Here is a 19,946-nt window from a genome sequence, read left to right as displayed (position 1 = left end):
TGTTTACACATAATGATGTGTAGTTTTGGTGAAGTGATTTTATTGAAAGTTTAACATTATTGCTTAGAAATTATTGGAAGATCTTCTTAAATCTGTTATTAACTATTTCTTGATATTCTAGTTTAACATCATCGTTTAAAAAACTTTGTTGAATAAATTCATCCCATTTTGGTTTAACCTTGACGAATTTTTTATAGATAGATTGTAATGATTTCTCTGAGATTTTAAGCGATTTTGCTAATTGATCAAAATCTTCAATTTTTAGTCTATTTTTCTTACCATTAATTGTCAATGCGGATTCTTCTTTATCATCTGGTATAAGAATTAGTGTATTTAATAAATCATAAGCCGGTGATAACTCATACTCATTAAATTCATTTTCAATTAATGAATAATTCTTTAGATGCATATCTGCATTAGCGACTAAATAATTGAATAGTACGATTTCAAATAATCTTTGAGCCTCTAAACCACTGTTTTTAGTATATAGGTAGATTAATTTACTTATTTTTTCTATAGACCCACGATATTTATGCTCAGTTAGATTTTCGCTCAATTGGCAAAAATCTTCAACTGAAATTTTTTGATTTTCTTTTCTATCAAATCTTTTTGTTAAATAAGCTAATTCACCTGATTTAAGGCGAATTAAAGTATGTTTGGCTGTTTTAATTTTAACTAAATCAGCTAGATGCATAGTTAAATCTTCATTTTCAGGTAAATTAATATACTTATTTGATGCAGGTTTTAGAATATAATTACCCTCAAGATCAACAATTGTAAATCTTGATTGTTTATTTTTATTATTAATTAGATTTAAAGATAGCTTTGGTTGAACTCCTGTTAGTGCAATACTTTTATTAATAATTCTCTTAGCTAATTCTTCAATTTGCTTACTATCAAAATCAATTCGTGGTAGAGTATGACTACCAAATATTTTTCTAGCACATTTAGAATGGAAATCAATTTCGTTTTCTGACAGCTCTTTATAACAGCTTAAACACTTTTTCATTATTTCTCATTTTTTGGTATGATAGATATGCTACCAATACAATCTTTGCAAAGTAAAAGTAACAGGCCAAATCGATCTTTTGTATTCAATTTCCAGTTTTTTACAGCTATGTTTAAAAGCCATCCTTCTGGTATTAAACCATCGAAAAATGGAAATAATATTTTGCTTTCATAGCTTTCAAGTTGCTTTGGCAGGGTTAAACTAATAGGTTTAGAATTTTCATCTTTTAAATATTCTATGTCATATTTAAATATAAACCCGTCCTCATTTTCAGAAATTATACCTGCAAATTTGTCTTTATAGTATACTAATCCTTCTCTCATATCTCAATTTTATCAATAACACCAACTTCAGATCCAAACAATGCTAATACTTGATTTACTTTATCTAATCTTAAAGTTGGTTTACCTTGTTCTAATTCTCGAACGAAACGAAGACCAACACCAGCTCTTTCAGCAAGTTCTGGCTGAGTAATCTTTAATCTTTTTCGTTTTTGTTTTACAAAATCTGCAATTGATAAATTCATATTATACCCTTTAAGGTATAAATATATGAAATAATTTTTAATTATACCTTTTAGGGTATAAAATTTTGTTTTATAACTATATTTATACCCTTTAAGGTATATGATTATAAAAATGTAGTCAGGTTAATAAATTAGTGCAATATATAGCACTAATTTTACACTTTATATTAAATAAACAGTAATATATCTATAAAAGTGCAATATATGACACTATTGATAATTCATCAAATCAAAGAAAGACGTAAAGTTTTAGCGATATCACAAGAAACATTAGCTGAGATTTCAGGTGTTGGTTTACGTACGATAAAACAATTTGAAAGTGGCAAAGGGAATCCTACATTGGGAACACTATATAAGCTGTGTGATACATTAGGATTGGAGATTAAATTAGAGGTTAAAACAATCGAATAGTTTATTCCTTCTTTTCAACGTAATTTTATAAGTGAAATAATAGAAATAAAAATGTTAAAAGCTCTTATCAATAATGATAAGAGCTTTTAATTTATAGTTTAATGCGTTCTAAAAATCGTCTTCAATAATTTCCTGTACACGTCCAATTTGTCCATCCATCAAACGAACTTTTATACCACGATGATGATAAGGCGCAGAAGTCAATAAATCTTTCACTACACCCTCAGTCAATTCGCCAGTTCGTTGATCCTTTTTCAATACAATATTAACCAGTGTTCCTGATTTTATATTTGCTCTTGTTTTACCATCCATATTACAAATATCTTAAAATAAATGGAAAAGATATTCATTCTATCGTAAAGGAAATTAAAAAATTACTTGAAATGCAAACAAAAATTGGAGAATAAGTTAAGCTACATTTTTATAACTAATTTTTTGTTGAATATAAGAATTATTTACAGGCACTACAGATTGGAATAAATTTCTAATGTATTAGGATCACTTGTATCGTCTACATGTTCGTTGTATTCTTTTCTACAATTAACGCATTTCCATAATATTTTTTGGTCTACGGCAATACAACAACCTCCTAAAAGTACTTTTTAATTTTCAACAAGTTCCCACGTTTTGTCTGTTGGTTCTTCATAGATGACTCTAAGTAATTTACCTTTACATTTTGTACATTCTTTAAGTTTACTTGTAATCTTAATTGGAGTTGGTTCATCAAAATCTTCAACTATTAAATCTTTTAAATCCATAATTGTTAATTAAACATTCTTATAATTTTTTCACCAATTTGATTATTTAATAGACCATCTGAAGTAAATATACTCAGTTTTCCTAATGCACATGCATGATCAGTATCTTCAAATTCGATGAATTGATCGGACTGTAAATTGGTGTCATTCGATGGGTACAATAACATAGATCGTTGAGCTTTCCAATATTCATTATATACATACATTTGTCTTAAATCGTGTGTTGAAGGTTGACTTTGATCAATATTTTTCCATTTGGTATCAATAACTAAAACATCTTCCAATTTTCCATCAGTTAATTTCCTTAATACAATGTCAGGTCGAATGGTAATACCATTCCAAAATATTTTAGAATATTGCCCATAAACCTCAATTCCATATTGTGGTGCAACTTTTTTCAATTGAACTAAAATATATTCCTCCCATAAATTATTCATATCAAATAATAAGGCTAACATGTTTTCAGTACCACTTTTAATATTAGGAGCATAATTAAGAAGTATTAATCGAGCGATTGATAATGCTTTATCATATATTTCTGTTTTTCTGTTTTTTGGTACTTGATTAAAAGTAGATTCATTTACCTCAATTGATTTTACATTTGGAAAATCCAATTGAATTTTCTTACAATTGATGTATCTGTATGTTCCTTTAGAAAATTGTGAAATAATAGACAATGCTTGACCTAAAATTTGATGAATCAGATGATCGTCATGGTACACTTGATGCGTGGTAAAAAAACGATCTTTATGTACTAAATTCTTTTGAATGTGTTGGCTAAATTCTAATTTACCTTTTAAGGCTTTTACATTTCCCGACTTTTTATCATATCGTTTAATTAACCCTTTGTGAAGAAGTATTTCTATTTCTTTTAAGAACAAATCAAAATAGATATCCAATAAATGAATGGACTGTTTAGATACATTTGCTTCTCCAACTTGTTGGATGTTAAGTTTTCGTGTTGCTTTCAACATTTGAATTAAAGCCTTTTGCCACTTATTCTTATTTGCTTGTGAATCTGATTCGTTACGATCAATTTTTGGTAATATTTCAATCGTTAAATCACCAACTTGTAACACACCCACAAATTGCTTGAAAAGGACACCATTGTGTTTCAAGTCAAAATAAGCATATTGATGCAAGGCATTCAGCTTTGATAATGCAACAAAATGTTGATGCTGAAATATTTCATCAAGAGGTAAAAAACTATGTTCAAAAACCTGTATAAATTTTTTATATGCCATAAATTAATGGATCAATAGAGAAAGTGCTTCTTCAAAATTGATTTCGTTGAAAGGAATTAATTCATATGTTTTAATTAAATCAATGTCATGGATAGTATCAAAATCAGCAAAAACATTAGAAACATTTTGTAATGAAGTGGCTTTAATTCTAACAAATCCTTTACCTAACACCAACCCAATTTTGCTATAATCGTTGTAAAAGTATTCTTGTAATAAAGGAACTATTTCATTCTCGAATGAATGTTTGAAATTATCCTTCATAAAGTATGCATGTCCTAACATATAATTGCGATCTAATAACAATTCTATGCGTTCATTGATTTTTTTCATGATTTTAGCGCGTGGAAAGTCAGTAAAATTTTGACTATCAATAATTGCAGGATTTGGTAACATTTCGGTGAAGCTAAATCGACGTCGTAAAGCTGTATCTAATGCTTCTACACTTCGGTCTGCTGTATTCATTGTACCGATGATGTAAAGGTTATTAGGTACACCAAATTCTTCTTTAGAGTAGGGTAGAGTAACTTTTAGTTCCTCTTTATTACCTAATCGTTTGCTTTCTTCAATTAACGTAATTAATTCTCCAAAGATTTGTGAGACATTTCCACGATTGATTTCGTCGATGATTAGGACGTGGTTTTTTTTCTTATCTTCAACTAAATCTATTGGATAATTAGTAATGAAATATTCACAAATTGCTGTTGTATAAGGTTTCCAATCTCTAATTTTACCATAAAATATAAAATCTCTAATCATTTTTTTAGTTACAACCATCTCGGCTGCCTTTTCAGTTTGTGGTATTACGATAAATGATTGGTTCGAGTTTATTCTAATATTAAATGGTTTTTTATGAGTTGGAGTTTTTAAAACGATGGATTCATTTTCAATAAATTCATTAATGAATAATTCGTATAAATCGTCAAAATTTGATGAGTCTTTTGTTTCATTTGATTTAAAACATAAGGTTTTAAAAATACCATTTATTATTTCGTAAGTAACATTATCATTTGTGACAACAGGCTTTATCCCTTCAATAAAATCTTCATACGACATACTTTGATGGAAAGTTGTAAAAGCAATTTGTCCTTCATTTACTAAACGATTATATTCTGCTTTAACAATTGATCTATCTTGGTTTAAATCAAACGAAGGATTTGCAATTTCGATTGCTTTATTGATGGTATGATAGGTTTTTCCTGTTCCTGGAGGGCCGAATAAAATTTGGTTGAGTGGAATGTTTTTCACGTATAATTGTTTTTGTTTAGTCATAAATGGACTGAGCATATTTTTGACTTCCCTAACTTTATCTCCAATATTTTCTTCTAAATAGAGTAAAGATTTAGCTAACTTTTCTACTAAATTTTCATCATTTATATCAAAAGCTGTATTATATCTTATACTTTTTGATTTTTGCCATTTAAACCATTCAATATTATTAGGTAAATTTTCTATTTCATTATAAAAAATATCTTTTGAATTTTTATTACCTTCAAAATGTATTTCGGTATAAATTTTATTCTTTCGAGTAATAATCTCATAATGAGCAACCGAATCTCCAATTTGATTTTCATTATCTGATATCCATACCCATTTAGAATTATCTTTTACTTCAGAAATTTTAAAATCTTTAAGAATATTATTTTCACCTAATAAATAAACTTTTAACTCATTAATAATTTGGCTAAATTTCAATTTCATATTAGTTACATCTATAGTTAAATATTCATCTAATAATTCATCATCCATAGCAATTTGATATAACTCATTAATATGATATATTCTGTATTGTGATTTTTGTTGGCTAGGTAGATATTCTTTACAGCATTTTAGCCAATATTTTGTAAATAAATCTATATTATCAATTACGTGATCAAATGAAAATGAAACAAGAAATGCTATAGGATCATGTTTTTCAAACGATTCTTTTTTAATATAAGGAATATTTTGAAAATTACTCCAGTCTTCTTGATTGATCATAAAACCAAACTCATATCCATCTTTTATATAAAGAATCAGTCGACTATTCAAATTTACAGAAAATCTCTTCCTGTAATCATTTCTTACATTTAATACAAATCTTTCATCATTTTCAGAGATAGAATTGTCTTTAATAAATTTATTGATGAAATTAAAAAATACTTTGATAGCTTCAGGATGCGCTATAGAATCTATACGCTTTTTTATATCTAAATTCATCATCTATTCTTCTTAAAATTCTCAGCTTGTTCTAACACGTTTTTATAAACATCTTCCTGTGTAATAGGAGGGTAACCAAATTCATGTAATTTGATAATAATATCCATTTTTAATTGAGCTTTAATATCATCACGTTCAGCCCAATCAGGGTATTGAGAGGCGTTATCTACAATCTTTTTTATTTCACGAGCTAGTTCTAGCATTTTATCTTTATCGAATTCAAATCCATAATTTTTACAGATGACATCCAAAATATCATAGAACGCTTTTTCTTCATAATCGATTCCTAAATCTTCGAATGAAGCCATTTCAGTGCGTAATTTGATGATTAAATCTAGCATTTGTTCTGCTGTATCAGCTTGAATACCATCATAGTCTAAAATATCTTTTTCACTACGTTCGTTGTAACGATCTACAATGCTTTTTAAACGATCAGCAAAGTCTTGACCTTTCACTTTATTCACTTTTTTAAAGTCAGTAATCGTTTGTTTTAATAAACGTTCTAAGATTTTAATTTTTGTATTCGGTAGTTCAAGATTAGAGATTTTCTCAATGAATTTATCGTTAAACAAATCAATGGCATTGGCTTTATGATCATCCAGTTTAAAGATTTCTTCTACTCCTTCAGAAATTATTGCTTCTTCCACCATTTTAGCTACTTTCTCATTCATTTGAGCTGTATCAGGTGCTTCGCCTTTTGTCAATTTTACCACAATAGATTTCACCGCAAAATAGAAATGAATCTCATCTACTTCTTTAGGCGTGAACAATTCAGAACCACTCACCAAATTATAGGCTGATTTTAATTTCTTCGTTACATTAACAAAGAATTTCTCTGAATCTTCAGTTTGTAAAACCAATTCAGAAGCTTTGTTTAAACAGCTTAATCGTTCAACGGGATTTCCTTGGTAATAATCAGTAGCATCAAACTGATGAAAATATTGACGTAATAAATCCATTTGATCTCTCACGATGATTTCAGCTTGATTTAAATCTTCAAAATCGTCATCTGCCGTTTGATTATTGAACATTCCTAATGCCTTATTCAGATTCTTTTTGATTCCGATGTAATCTACAACCAAACCTCGATCTTTACCTTCGTATTTTCGATTGACACGAGAAATCGTTTGAATTAAGTTATGCGTTTGTAAAGGCTTATCAATATAAATGGTATCTAAAAAGGGTACATCAAATCCTGTTAACCACATATCCACCACAATCGCAATTTTGAAGTTGGATTTGATTTGTTTAAACTGTCGGTCTAATTCTTTTCGTTCATCTTTATTACCCAAAAGTTCCCAAAGCTCTTTTTCATCATCTTTATTGCGTGTCATCACCATTTTGACACGTTCAATTGGTTTGATTTCTTTTTGTTCCTTTTCAGTTAATCCATCCGAAATATTTACTTGTCCCCATTCTGGTCGTAAGGCTAATATTTCTTGGTACAATTTATAAGCAATGGTACGCGAAGCACATACAAACATTGCTTTTCCTGCAACAGTAGCACGTTCTTCGATTCGTTTTTCGTAATGCGCAATAAAATCTTGTGCAATGGCTTTAATTCGGTCGGTATCTCCTAATACAACTTCCATTTTGGCAATGGCTTTTTGGCTGGCTTCTACATGATATTCAGATGCTCCTTCAGCGACTGCATTTTCGTAATAATTTTCAATTTCTTGAACTTTATTGTAATCTAAATTGACTTTAGCTGCTCTTCCTTCATAAACCAGACGAACGGTAATTTCATCATTTACCGATTCAAACATCGTGTATTGATCTACCACCTCTCCAAAGACTTCTAACGTTTTGTCGATAGGTGTTCCTGTAAATCCTACATAAGTTGCATTCGGTAACGAATCGTGCAAATATTTAGCAAAACCATAGGATTTAGTGACTCCTTTTTCTTCGTCAATTTTAACTTTTAAATCGAGATTCACTTGTGAACGGTGCGCTTCATCTGAAATACAAATGATATTGGTACGATCGGATAAGATTTCAGCATCTTCAGCAAATTTCTGAACCGTCGTTAAATAAACACCACCACTTTCGATGCCTCTTAAACGAGCTCGTAAATCGGCTCTTGATTCGATATTGATGATATTTTCATCCCCAATGAATTTCTTAGCATTCGTAAAATCCTTCGACAATTGATCGTCTAAATCGGTACGATCTGAAATGATAATAATCGTAGGACTAGCAAAATCGGTAGAACGCATCAATAAACGCGTTAAATACAGCATCGTATAACTCTTTCCACAACCCGTCGCTCCAAAGTAGGTTCCACCTTTACCATCGCCTATTGGTTTACGATGTGCTTTAATATTTTGATACAGCTTATTGGCTGCATAATATTGCGGATAACGACTTAAAACCTTTAGCTCTTTCTTAGAAGAATCAGGAAACAAAACAAAATGATGTATTATGTCAACTAATCTTGTTTGGTTCAGCATTCCATGAACAATAGAAGTTGTGGTTTCTATACCTGTTAAAGCTTTTTTCTCGTCACCTGTAATTTTGTTCCAACCGTAATAAAACTCGTAAGGAGAAAAGATGGTACCTGCTTTGTTATTCACTCCATCACTAATTACAGTAAAAACATTGTATTTTAACAACTCTGGAATATCACGACGATAACGCGTTGTGAGCTGTTTATACGCATCGTGAATGGTAATTTCTTCTTCAATAGCTGTTTTGAATTCAAAGACGACGACAGGAATCCCATTGATGTATAAAATCAAATCAGGAATTCGTAATTCTGTTCCTTGAATTTCTAATTGATTAACAATCTTGAAGGTATTATTTTGGATATTTTCTACATCAATATAGCGAATATGCAAGTCTTTTTTGCTAGGATTATTGCGTTTGAAAATTAAACCATCTGCCAAAAGCTTACAAATTGTTTTATTCGATTCGTATAGAGTAGAAGTCGACTGAAAAGCTAACTCATTGATTAACGTTTCAACTTCAACTTCTTCTAAATCGGGATAGCTGTTGAAAAGAAAAGAACGTAAATCTTCTTTAAGTAATACCTCTTGATTAGAAGTTCTTGTTAGTTCTTTTCCGTTAATATAGTGATAGCCTTCTGTTTCTAAAAGGCTGATAAATGCTTGTTCGAGTTGTGATTCGGTGTATTTCATTTGTTAGTTTAAAATTGGTTCATCAGTATTTTGAACAACAGTTTCCTCAACGCCTATACTTTCTAATAATGCATTGTATTGTTCTTCATCTTTCTCCTTTATCTTATCTAGTATAAATTGAGCAACTCTTTTTAATTCGGGAATTTCAACTGGACTCATACCTCTATCGAAAATTTCTTCTAAATGAGATAACTCATTATTGACCCTATCTGTTAAAACAGTTGCCTGCTGATCTCCTCCAAAGTATTTTAACAAACGTTTTGAATTCGCATTAGTGGTTTGATTATCAATTCTAGAAGGATATTTGTAAAAAAGTAATGCTTCTAAAAATTTTCTTGCATTATTACCAAAATTATAATACAAATGATGGTTTTCATCTGTAATAACATCAGCATTAGCACAATTATAGATTTGTTCGAATAAAAAATTAAATTCAGTAACATAATCTTTTAAATATTTAGGCATTATGGTAATTGTACTAAATTCTTGATATCGATTAATTATAAAAAATTCGTGTTGATTTTTAGTTAACTTTAATCTCTTTAAGTATTTTAAAAAATCTAAATTATGAGTAGAAATAAAAATCTGCTCGAATCTGTCCTTTAAAAACAATTCTGAGTTTATTAAACTATAGATGTAAAAAATATGATTACTATCTAAACTAGAAATAGGATCGTCAATTAAAATAATAGGTTTTTGTCCAGCAGTATGAATATCATCTAATTTTGCCATAAAGTAGCAAAATGAAATAATACTACACTCCCCTTCACTTAAGTGATATGCAATATCTCCGTTTCTTACAATATTAAATCTTATTTTTTTATCCGAATCGATTTCTTCCTCTATTGCCTGTAATTCTAAATTTTGATGACCAAAATAACTTTGCAAATATTCATTCACTTTTCTGGCACCCTCTTCCTCATTATTCAATTGTCGGGCTAAATCATTTATTTCTGCTTCCTTTGTTTTTATATATTCGGCTAAATCTTTTCGATCTGATTCTTTGGCTAAATATTCAGCTTCTTTATCTCCTATATTTTGTATTTGGTTATTATATTGAATTGTATCTACAAAACGCTTCACTTCTAAAAGCCGTAGCTCCTTTTTTGCTTCATCAATTTTATCTGATAATTCGCTTGAATAAGTATTATTTCTGGATTTAATATCTTCATAAACCGCAAGAATCTCATTTAATTCGTCTTCCGAAAATGTGGCTGTATAATTATAAACAACAGGAGTATGAAGCTGACCTAAACGTTCATTTATTTTAGAAACTAAAAATTCTAAATCTGATTTATATTTTAAAATACAAGCATCAAATGATATTGTACACGTTGTAATCTCATCATTAAAACTTAAGTAGAATGAATCTATTCCTGCCAATTTATAATTTACAACATTAACAATCTCACTTTCAATTTTTTGTTTATAAACCATTAGTGCTGATTCAAGTTTTTTCGACTCTTCATCAAAATGGTTGTCTAACTGTTCCCAACGAGATTGTGTTATAGGGTTACCACAGAATTTACAATCACATGTTCTATCATCTGTATGGATTTCATATCCTTTTTTGACCCATTCATTTAAACTAGAGTTTGCTAATAATTCAGCAATTTTATTACCATCTAATAAACCTTGATTCAACAATTTAGTTATTGCTGAAAGTTCACGATCATAAACATTTGTAAAATTAATAGTATGATTTACGTTCGCCTTTTGAACTTCTAAAATTTGTTTTTGATTTAGTGCCTCTTTATTCGCATCAATTGAAACAAAAGATTGTTTAAGTACTTCACTAATATCATTTCTTAACTTTGTAATATTATAGCTAATATCTCCAAACTTTGAATGCTGTTGTTTTATACTATGTGTTCCACCCGTTGCTTTATTAGATAACTGAGAATCTAGAGCACTTTGTAAAGATGTAAACTCTGTATGTTTTGATTTAACTAACACAGTTAAATTTTCTAACTCTTTATATTTTAAAGTTTTTAAATCATCTTCATTTTCACCCAATTCATTTTTGATTGCTTCAATTTGTGATTCTATTTCGCTATTTTCTCCAAGAATAGCAAATGGTTTAATCTCAGAATCGGGATTGATAATAAAACTTAAATTGTCTTTAATAAAATCTTCGTTAAAGCATCTAACATTTAGAGAGTTTGTATCATAATCAGACTGATTAATTATAGTATTATCTGTTAATACAATTTCAAATTCTGGATTAATATATCTTGAGGAAATTTCCTTTGTTTCTAAAGCCCTAATTATTCTTGACAATGTAGTTTTACCAGAATAATTTCTTCCATAAATAATGTTTTCTTTTTTTAAATCAATAACACCATTCCCTTTATCCCTAATGGTATCCCAGTTGAATGCCTTAAATAATCCTAAATTATTTATGTTAATTCTTTTTATCATAATTCATAGTGTTTCTTAAGTTAATAGTAGTTTAGTTATAGTTTACCCCTCTAACGTTGCTAAGCGACTTAACAACGATAGCGTTTGGGTTATTTATTCATTAACAATTACTCGTAAATCAATATCAGCAACCTCTTTTAGATAATTAGCCGTTACTCCCAGTAATGTCATGATAGAATCTGAAGTATTTTGTTTTGATAAACTCGGTTGTACAATGAAAATTTCAAAATTCATCGGTTTTTTATTTTTTGCAATAGCTAAAAATCTTTCAAGGTCAGCTTTAGTGCCTTTTTCTATTCTACTTCGTTCATGACCATTTCTAATCTTAATTTCTCTTCTTAACAAATGTTGAAAAAATTCAAATCCACTTTTATGCTTCCAATGAATTGATTTTTGTGCCTGACCACATACTTCATAAAAATTATCAACTCTAGTGTTGATTATACCATCTTTCGCAAATTTCAAATGGTAAAACCGTACATTAATCTCATTCTCATGTTCTTTTATAGTAATGACATCTGCTATTTCCCCTGAATAATCATCATCATAGACAATATCAACATCTTCAGCGATAAGATGCTGTATTACTTTATATTGAATAGAGTCTGTTTTTAACGGATGAATTCCCTGAGATTCCTTACTAAGATCTACACCATTCCAATTCCAACCAATCAATCTTTCTGTTGGATACGGTTGAATTATTTGCTTTAATTGTACATATTCATTCCCTTGCAAAGCCGATCCATCTGCGAACCATATAATAGGTGGAAACTGATTGAAATACTCAAGAAGAGTAAACGATTTTGAAGCAATTTTTACGTTGCTCTGAACCGTATCTAACTGAATAATTCTAAAGTTTGGAAATTCATTTCCCTCGGCATCACTATCTATAAATAGTTCTTTACGGAATATTGCAGTACCGTTAGGTGTTATAACTTGAAAATCAATAATTCCTTGATCATTCTGATTGATTACTTCAATTGTACAATAAGCAGAGTTGAAAATTCCGTTTATTGTGATTTCAATTTTTGATTCGGGGAAATCATAAAAATTATTATCCCAGTCAATATAAGTTGGATACAAATGAGGAACTTCTGTAATAACCTCTGGAATCAAGGTATCACGTAAAACTTGATTTGGATCAATATTGTCGTCAATCAACTTTTTTCCTAAATTATTACACCAATGAATGAAACCTTTAAGATCACTTCTCATATAGCTCCAAATTCTACCTTTATAAGAGCATCCTATTGTAATTTTATCCCCATCTTCAAAACCAGAACCAAATACAAAAGCTTTTTCACCTCTTTGTTGTTCTGCTAATGAAAGGGCATCTTGAATATCTGTTCCAACCCGCATTGTAAATCTAATTTTTCGGTTTAAAAATTCTTTTAAGCCGACATTCTGCAATGAAACACGTTTGACATCATAGAAACTACGGTAAACTAATAATTTGTGTATCAACTCATACCGGTCCCCCAATACGGATTTTGCAAGATCTCCATATAAACTAGATTTGTCGGAACTATGAATGAATAGCAGATTGTTTTCTTCATTGTAGTATAGTATTGTCAATGTCCAATTTAAACCAAAAACTTCTTTATAATTTACCCATTCAAGTTCTGATTTTGATGCTGTAATAATTACAACCGTATTTTCAGTTGGATTATAATCATCAAATCTATATTCCAATTCATCATAACCCGAAATTCCCTCTTTAAAATTTAATAAATTAAAAGAATTATCAGGATTTGAATTTTTATAAACAACAGTACTTAGCGCAAACTTAATATTTTGAAAAGGAATTTTAGAATTATCAAAATGCTGAAAACCATTAATAAATTCATCAAAATCTATTTGCTCATCAATCTCATCAGAACTCAATTTTGATAATAAAGAATTCCAATCCGAATCTTGTGCATATAAGTCGCTAAGTTCATTCTCGGTTTCAGAATCTGCTAAATTTGCAATAAAGGTTGCATTGCCCAGCTCGTCATCTATTGCAGTTCTTGTAAATCTCCCCGCAAACTGTAAAGTGATTGGTAAACTTTTCCTGATATCATGGAATGCTGCTATTTTGAGTTGGGGCAAATCAAAACCTTCGCCCAACATATTTACAGCAACAATAATTCTATGTTCACCCTTTATTATATTTTGCAAAATTTCGTTCTTACCTGAGACCGACGAATGTATCAATATAGGTTTTAAATCTTCGTATTCCTCGTAATATTTAAAAACCTCTGAGGCTTTAACCGTATTAACGCATCTAGCCATTAAAATATGATTATAACCATTTGCAAGATCTTCCCTAAGTTTTTCAACTGCTTTTTCTGCTATTATTCTGTGACCCTTATTTAGATCATATTCTCTTATTGGCAAAAAATTAATTGGCTTAAAATAACCTTGTTCTTGGGCTTTTTTCAAACTAAAATTAAAAATTACTTTTCCTTCTATTCGTTTCTGGTCATTACGGAAAGGGGTTGCAGTAAATTGCAAAATTTTATTATTGTCAAATGCTTTTCTAACACGTTTCCATGAGTTTGCTTCTACATGGTGTGCTTCATCAATAAAAATATTAGAGATTAACGAATTTAGGGTTGCTAATACACTAGGTTGAAAATTTGACAAAATATTCATTGTTGTTACAATGACATTTGACTTCTCAATAAATTCAAGTAAATCTTCGTTATTTTGAAAACTTTGGTAAATTATACCAACTTTAGGATTAATGACACTTTGATTGATAATTCCAAATTGTTTTAATAATCCCAATTTTAAAAACTTATTAGCAATTTGGGTTCTTAACGCGTCAGAAGGTACAGTTATAATAACTTTATTCAATTTACCGGCAACCAAAGTAGATAGCATAGTCTCAGTTTTTCCTGTACCTGTTGGCATAACAACAGTTCCAATTTCATCTGAAACTTTTAAATGACTTAAAATTGAATAAAGAGCTGCAATTTGAGGCTCTCGCAAACCATTTACATTAGCATCAAGATCTTCCTCTAAAAAATTGAAATTCCTTGTCCATGAGTTTGCTATTTCGGAATTAGAATACTCTTTTTTCAAAGGATGCTTCAACCATCTTTTTAATACAATTTCACCTTCATTTTCTAAAGATTGCTCTGTTGGCTTTTTATTCGATAGTATAATATACTCATAACTAGAAGATTCAAAATCTTTATTAGATGTGATGCAAATTGGAGTTCCGTCAACCAAGACAACAACATAACCTCTGTAACTATTTTGAAAAAAATAGTCGACATCATCTTTCTGTGAAATAATTTGCTCAACAGTATTTTTCACACCTACTTTATTAAAATAGGATAGCCTTAACTCTGGAAGTGTAATTTTAGTCATTTATAGTTTTGGTTAATAGTAGTTTAGTTTTTTACCCCTCCAACGTTGCCAAGCGACTTAACAATAACGATTGTAGTTGAGTGAGTTGTTGGTTTAGTTTTTATTAATAGAATCTCTCACGCCTTTCATTAAAATTGGACAAAGTGGTTGTAAAGATTCCTTTAATTTTTCATTTAGTTTTTTTCGTGTTTCTAATGTGTGATATATGGTTACAATTGCCTTTTGCTTCTCTATAGTTGGTATTGGCAACATTACTTCGCACATATCCTCCCAATTAAATGTTTCCCTCGCACTTCCCCAAGAATGGAATCTTGCATAACGATCAAACTCTGGTCTTGAGAACCACAAATAGAGGAACTCAGGTAATAAATCATTAGCATCTTTTACTTTAAAAACATTATATGTAGCCGAAACTAAACCAGGCTTTCCATCAAGTAATGCAATAGAGATTTTCCCTCCATTTCGAGAGGTGACTGTTACAAAACTGAATTCTCTATGTTTTACTATTTTATAATTGACTAGATTTAAATCTTCTTTTTTAGATTTAGTTGGAATAAATACTTTATTTACACTAATTCCTAAAAGATTATCAACACTAAAGTCAGTATTTCTATTATCAACAGGTTCAATATACTCACCTAATCTTTTTTGAGGTTCAGACTTAATTAAATTTTCAATATAACCATCACAAATCAATTGCAAATCTTCTAAAGAGTTTTCATAACAAGCTTGATTCTTTAAAAGTGAATTGTAAATGGAAACATATTTCTTTTGTTCATTTAATGGAATAATTGGAATTTCAATTTCCTTAAATCTATACCATTCAAGTCCTCCACGAACACTTGAATCACATAAATTCCAAGCGTATCGATCAAATTCTGGTCTTAAAAAATTAATCATTAAATATTCTGGAAGTATTTCAACATCTGGTTTAATTCCAAAAACTTTATATGCTGGAGAAACTAAAGCTGATGTTTCATTTTGATATAGTGCAATAGGTAATCTTTCGTCTCGATCAACGTGCATAATATTTGTTGCAAATTGACCTTTCGATACAACTCTATATTTTGTAAGATCTACATTAGTTAAATTTGCTACTGAAGGCATAAATGTTTTGAAAATATTTACTCCTAAAACCTCATTATATTCACCTGATTTGTTCTTCAAATCGATATCTTCAATAATATTTTTCAATTTCTCAAATCTCATAACCCAAAGTTTTAAATGCTGCAATCAATTCTTCTTGAGATTCTTTTTCCTCTTGAATGATAGATTTAAATTTCTTTTGAATTCTTTTCATTTCAGTATCAAAATCAATTCCTAAATCTCGATCCACAAATTCTACATATTTACTAGGCATCAAAGCGTAATCATTTTTACGAATTTCATCAATGGTCGCTGAATAACAGTATTCGGGTATATTTTGATAAGTAGTTTTATAATCTTGTTGTTGCCAATTATGAAAGTTTCCTGCAATCTTTTTAATATCTTCTTCGATAAATTCAATATATGATTTTTCGTAAGGAGTTCCCCATTTTCTTAAATCCATAAACAACACTTCACCTTTGCGGTTACGATAGTTTTTTACACCATCATTTACTTCTACAGTGCGTTCTTTTTTATTTCGGTTCAAAATCCAAAGCGTTACCGAAATATCTGTAGAATAAAACATATTTCTTGGTAAGACCACAATCGCTTCTACCAAATCGTTTTCTATAATTTGTTTACGGATTTTGTATTCTTCACCACCACCCGAAAGAGCGCCATTGGCTAAGATAAAACCAGCGACACCGTTTTGCGATAGTTTCGAAATCATGTTCAAAATCCACGCATAGTTGGCATTGGATTTTGGAGGAACTTCGTAACCTGTCCAACGTGGATCGTCCGTTAATTCGTTTTCTGCGCGCCAATCTTTTAAGTTGAACGGAGGATTCGCCATGATGTAATCGGCTTTCAGTTCTTTATGCTGATCGTCACCAAACGTATCGGCGGCTTTATTTCCTAAATTGGCAGAAATCCCACGAATGGCTAAGTTCATTTTTGCCAGTTTAAACGTGGTATTCGTTAACTCTTGTCCGTAAATGGAAATGTCTTTTTTGTTACCTTGGTGTTTCTCAATAAACTTCAACGACTGCACAAACATACCACCCGAACCACAAGAAGGGTCATAGATTTTCCCTTTGTAGGGTTCTATCATTTCGGCAATTAGGTTTACAATCGACTTCGGCGTATAGAATTCTCCTTTCCCTTTTCCTTCGGCAATGGCAAACTTGCTCAAGAAATATTCATACACACGCCCCACAATATCTTGTGCTTCATCACGAAGCGTATCGATGTTGTTGATGGTATCCAATAAAGCCGAAAACTTAGATTGATCCAATCCCAAGCGAGAGAAATAGTTATCGGGTAACGCACCTTCCAATGATTTGTTGGTACGTTCTATGGTTTTAAGTGCGGTATCTACTTTTAAGGTAATGTCTTCTTGTTTGGCATTTTCGATAATGTAATCCCAACGAGATTCCTCTGGTAAATAGAATACATTTTCTGCCTGATAAAATTCTGGTATTTCTAAGAAGGCTTCTTTACCTTCATTAATAAGTTCTTCTCTACGTTTGATGAATTTATCACTTGCAAATTTTAAGAAGATTAAACTCAATACCACGTGTTTATATTCTGACGGTTCTATCGAACCACGTAATTTATTTGCTGCATCCCAAAGGATTTCTTCTGTACTTTTGGTTTGTACTTTTTTAGCCATATTGTTATTCTGTACTTAAGTTGTAAATATACTAATCGTTTTACTGCTAATAAAATCATAACAAAAGATAATTACTTCCTATTAAACCTATTTGTAATGATAATAACAAACATAAATATTCACAACGTCAAAACAAGTCGTTTGGATAATAAATGTATAACAAAGAGATAGAATAGGATAGAAGCTGGTGAGAAGAGAAATTCTTAAATTATAAATAAAACTGAGAATCCTAAAATTCTCCGTTTTATTTTAAATACTTACGGTTATGTAAATATTTATGGCACTCGTGATGAACCATTACTGTTCTTTTACTACAACCAATGTAAAAATTTGGACAGATTGATTTACATCGTTTACAGTCTTGTAATCCTTTTAATTTATATAACTGACATCCATGGTCATAATCGATATGATGTAATGTAGAATGTTGAAATATTTCTTCTTCACAAATTGGACAGATAAACTTTTGCTCTGCTAATTTTTGATTTCTAAAATCTATATTAAATTGAATTTTTATCGCAAATAATTGCCATGAAATTTTATTATTATATTTTAATTTCATTTTCTCTAAGCGATTCTTCGCTGAATATTTAGCCAAATTTTTCATAACATTTTTTGCAAAATGCTAAAATCAAAAAGCAGTAAAATTCAAGAATGAAATACCTTTCATTTACGTGTTCTTGAATTTCACGATGTTGATTTAAATTCGCTAAAAACTGGAATGAATAAAGCCACTTCCTTATTGGAAAAAAATAAAGGCAAGATTACTCTTGCCTTTTCAATTACTTCGTGTTATAAATTTCTAACACTTCTTTATTTGATTTTATAAAATTAATGTAATGTTCATTTTGTTCTATTGCTCGTTTCTTTTCAGCATATAATTTACCTGCATAAAACATAGAGCAAATCGTAATTCCAATTATACCTGTCAGAAAATAAATAACATAATCAACTCTATATTTTGTTAGCTTGTTTAATGACTTATCAAAAAATGTAATTTCTTGTTTTAATTTTAAAGAAGCTTCATTTGAAGTTTCTATTAAATTTTGATTAATTATTTTCGTTTCAGATACTAATTTTGATAAGTCAATTTCAAATTTCAACTGTTTTAATTGATAGATTTTTTTATCAATTTCATTATTAAAATTAACGCTCTTACTATCTATATTTTGATGTAATTTTTCGAGTTTTAAAATTGATTTTTCAATAGCTTCAACTCGATCAATAAAAACATCTAAAGTATCTGTAAGTTTAGGTTGTTGTTTTTTATAACTCATAGATCAACGTTTAAATTTATAAGATGTCGATTGACCTTCCGACAGACTTAACTGTTTTAATCCTTCTTCATAAGGTTTTTCTAAAGTCTTGTGTAACTTTTCATTCTTATCAGGTAGAATTCCTGATTTTATCAAATTGCTTAAACTTAACGAACGATGAATATCACTCGCTTTATAGTCAATCCCTGTATGTAAATCAATGATTCGATGCCCTTGTAACTGTTCTTGTTTATTTAGAAATGGCTTAACTTTAAAACCATGCTCAAACATTTTTAGTTTATACTGTTCATAATTAATATTACAAGATGTAATCGATTTATGAGCATTTAATATCTGTTTCTGAACTGATTTAATTTGATTTTTCTCTGCTTCTATTGATTTTATAGTCTCAATCATTACTTGTTTTGCAGAAGTTAATCCTCTTTTTTCAGCAACACGATGAGCAGCCCATTGTGCTTTTTTACCAATGTGATTATCCTTTATTAAACTTCCGTCTTCTTTAACTCTTGAAAATAATATATGGATATGAAAATGATCTTTTTCGGTATGTAAAAAAGATATGTAAGGCTGATTTTTATAATCTAAATCTAATTCATTTAGAAAATCCTTTGTCAAAGATTTAAAATCCTTAATATTTAACTTTTTACCATCATTAATTGAAGGACTTAAAACCATTGAAAAGATCTTTTTTGAAGCTCTTTGGTTTTGTTCAATATAAAGTTTAAAATCATCGAATATCTCTTTAGAATTTGATCCAGAAATAAAATTTCGATCAACTTCATACCCTTTTTCAGGATTACATACATAATTGAAAAGTGTGCCTCCTCCTGAAACTGATTTACACATTCC

At 29.7% G+C, this 19,946-nt stretch carries 16 protein-coding genes; 1 reads left to right on the top strand and 15 read right to left on the bottom strand.

Features of this window, described 5'->3' with window-relative positions:
* Window positions 1-70: 70 nt before the first annotated feature.
* The 3 genes from AC1QSP_RS03420 to AC1QSP_RS03410 are packed head-to-tail and all read right to left on the bottom strand — an operon-like array spanning window position 71 to window position 1,535.
* The gene (locus tag AC1QSP_RS03420) at window positions 71-1,009 is read right to left on the bottom strand and encodes a HipA domain-containing protein (protein WP_484079796.1); all 939 of its coding nucleotides are present in this window, start codon (window positions 1,007-1,009) and stop codon (window positions 71-73) included.
* A complete protein-coding gene (locus AC1QSP_RS03415; RefSeq protein ID WP_484079795.1) occupies window positions 1,009-1,332 on the bottom strand; it encodes a HipA N-terminal domain-containing protein in 324 nt (107 codons plus the stop codon). The genes AC1QSP_RS03420 and AC1QSP_RS03415 overlap by 1 nt, the downstream gene beginning before the upstream one ends.
* Window positions 1,329-1,535, bottom strand: a complete 207-nt coding sequence (locus AC1QSP_RS03410) for a helix-turn-helix transcriptional regulator (protein WP_121934664.1) — start codon at window positions 1,533-1,535, stop codon at window positions 1,329-1,331. The genes AC1QSP_RS03415 and AC1QSP_RS03410 overlap by 4 nt, the downstream gene beginning before the upstream one ends.
* Window positions 1,536-1,739: 204 nt before the next feature.
* Between AC1QSP_RS03410 and AC1QSP_RS03405 the strand changes: the two genes are divergently transcribed.
* A complete protein-coding gene (locus tag AC1QSP_RS03405; protein WP_121934665.1) occupies window positions 1,740-1,946 on the top strand; it encodes a helix-turn-helix transcriptional regulator in 207 nt (68 codons plus the stop codon).
* A 108-nt stretch (window positions 1,947-2,054) separates the two neighbouring features.
* On the opposite strand, the gene AC1QSP_RS03400 is transcribed toward AC1QSP_RS03405, so the two are convergent.
* From AC1QSP_RS03400 to AC1QSP_RS03345, 12 genes are all read right to left on the bottom strand, one after another.
* A complete protein-coding gene (locus tag AC1QSP_RS03400; protein WP_121934666.1) occupies window positions 2,055-2,258 on the bottom strand; it encodes a YwbE family protein in 204 nt (67 codons plus the stop codon).
* Window positions 2,259-2,548: 290 nt separating this feature from the next.
* Window positions 2,549-2,704, bottom strand: coding sequence for a hypothetical protein (locus AC1QSP_RS03395; RefSeq protein WP_484079794.1), 156 nt, complete (start codon window positions 2,702-2,704; stop codon window positions 2,549-2,551).
* A 5-nt stretch (window positions 2,705-2,709) separates the two neighbouring features.
* Window positions 2,710-3,948, bottom strand: a complete 1,239-nt coding sequence (locus tag AC1QSP_RS03390; RefSeq protein ID WP_484079793.1) for an McrC family protein — start codon at window positions 3,946-3,948, stop codon at window positions 2,710-2,712.
* Between the two features lie 3 nt (window positions 3,949-3,951).
* Window positions 3,952-6,147, bottom strand: a complete 2,196-nt coding sequence (locus AC1QSP_RS03385; RefSeq protein WP_484079792.1) for an McrB family protein — start codon at window positions 6,145-6,147, stop codon at window positions 3,952-3,954.
* Window positions 6,144-9,281, bottom strand: a complete 3,138-nt coding sequence (locus AC1QSP_RS03380; protein ID WP_484079791.1) for a type I restriction endonuclease subunit R — start codon at window positions 9,279-9,281, stop codon at window positions 6,144-6,146. Before AC1QSP_RS03380 ends, AC1QSP_RS03385 begins: the two co-directional genes overlap by 4 nt.
* A 3-nt stretch (window positions 9,282-9,284) precedes the next feature.
* Window positions 9,285-11,702 (bottom strand): AAA family ATPase, encoded by a 2,418-nt coding sequence (locus AC1QSP_RS03375; protein WP_484079790.1) that lies wholly within the window; start codon window positions 11,700-11,702, stop codon window positions 9,285-9,287.
* A 93-nt stretch (window positions 11,703-11,795) separates the two neighbouring features.
* Window positions 11,796-15,062, bottom strand: coding sequence for a DEAD/DEAH box helicase (locus tag AC1QSP_RS03370; RefSeq protein ID WP_484079789.1), 3,267 nt, complete (start codon window positions 15,060-15,062; stop codon window positions 11,796-11,798).
* A gap of 93 nt (window positions 15,063-15,155) precedes the next feature.
* Window positions 15,156-16,256: a restriction endonuclease subunit S gene (locus tag AC1QSP_RS03365; RefSeq protein WP_484079788.1), complete on the bottom strand. Its 1,101-nt coding sequence runs from the start codon at window positions 16,254-16,256 to the stop codon at window positions 15,156-15,158.
* A 4-nt stretch (window positions 16,257-16,260) separates the two neighbouring features.
* Complete coding sequence (locus AC1QSP_RS03360) at window positions 16,261-17,820, bottom strand: type I restriction-modification system subunit M (protein ID WP_484079787.1); 1,560 nt, start codon at window positions 17,818-17,820, stop codon at window positions 16,261-16,263.
* 244 nt (window positions 17,821-18,064) lie between these two features.
* Entirely contained in the window at window positions 18,065-18,427 is a 363-nt protein-coding gene (locus AC1QSP_RS03355; RefSeq protein ID WP_484079786.1) for a hypothetical protein, read from the bottom strand.
* Between the two features lie 175 nt (window positions 18,428-18,602).
* Entirely contained in the window at window positions 18,603-19,097 is a 495-nt protein-coding gene (locus tag AC1QSP_RS03350) for a hypothetical protein (RefSeq protein WP_484079785.1), read from the bottom strand.
* Between the two features lie 3 nt (window positions 19,098-19,100).
* On the bottom strand, window positions 19,101-19,943 hold the full coding sequence (locus AC1QSP_RS03345) for a relaxase/mobilization nuclease domain-containing protein (protein ID WP_484079784.1): 843 nt from the start codon (window positions 19,941-19,943) through the stop codon (window positions 19,101-19,103).
* Window positions 19,944-19,946 lie beyond the last annotated feature (3 nt).

The organism is Faecalibacter sp. (genome assembly GCF_057177045.1).
The sequence above is the reverse complement of the archived record's forward strand: the minus strand, read 5'-3'. Positions and strand labels throughout refer to the sequence as shown.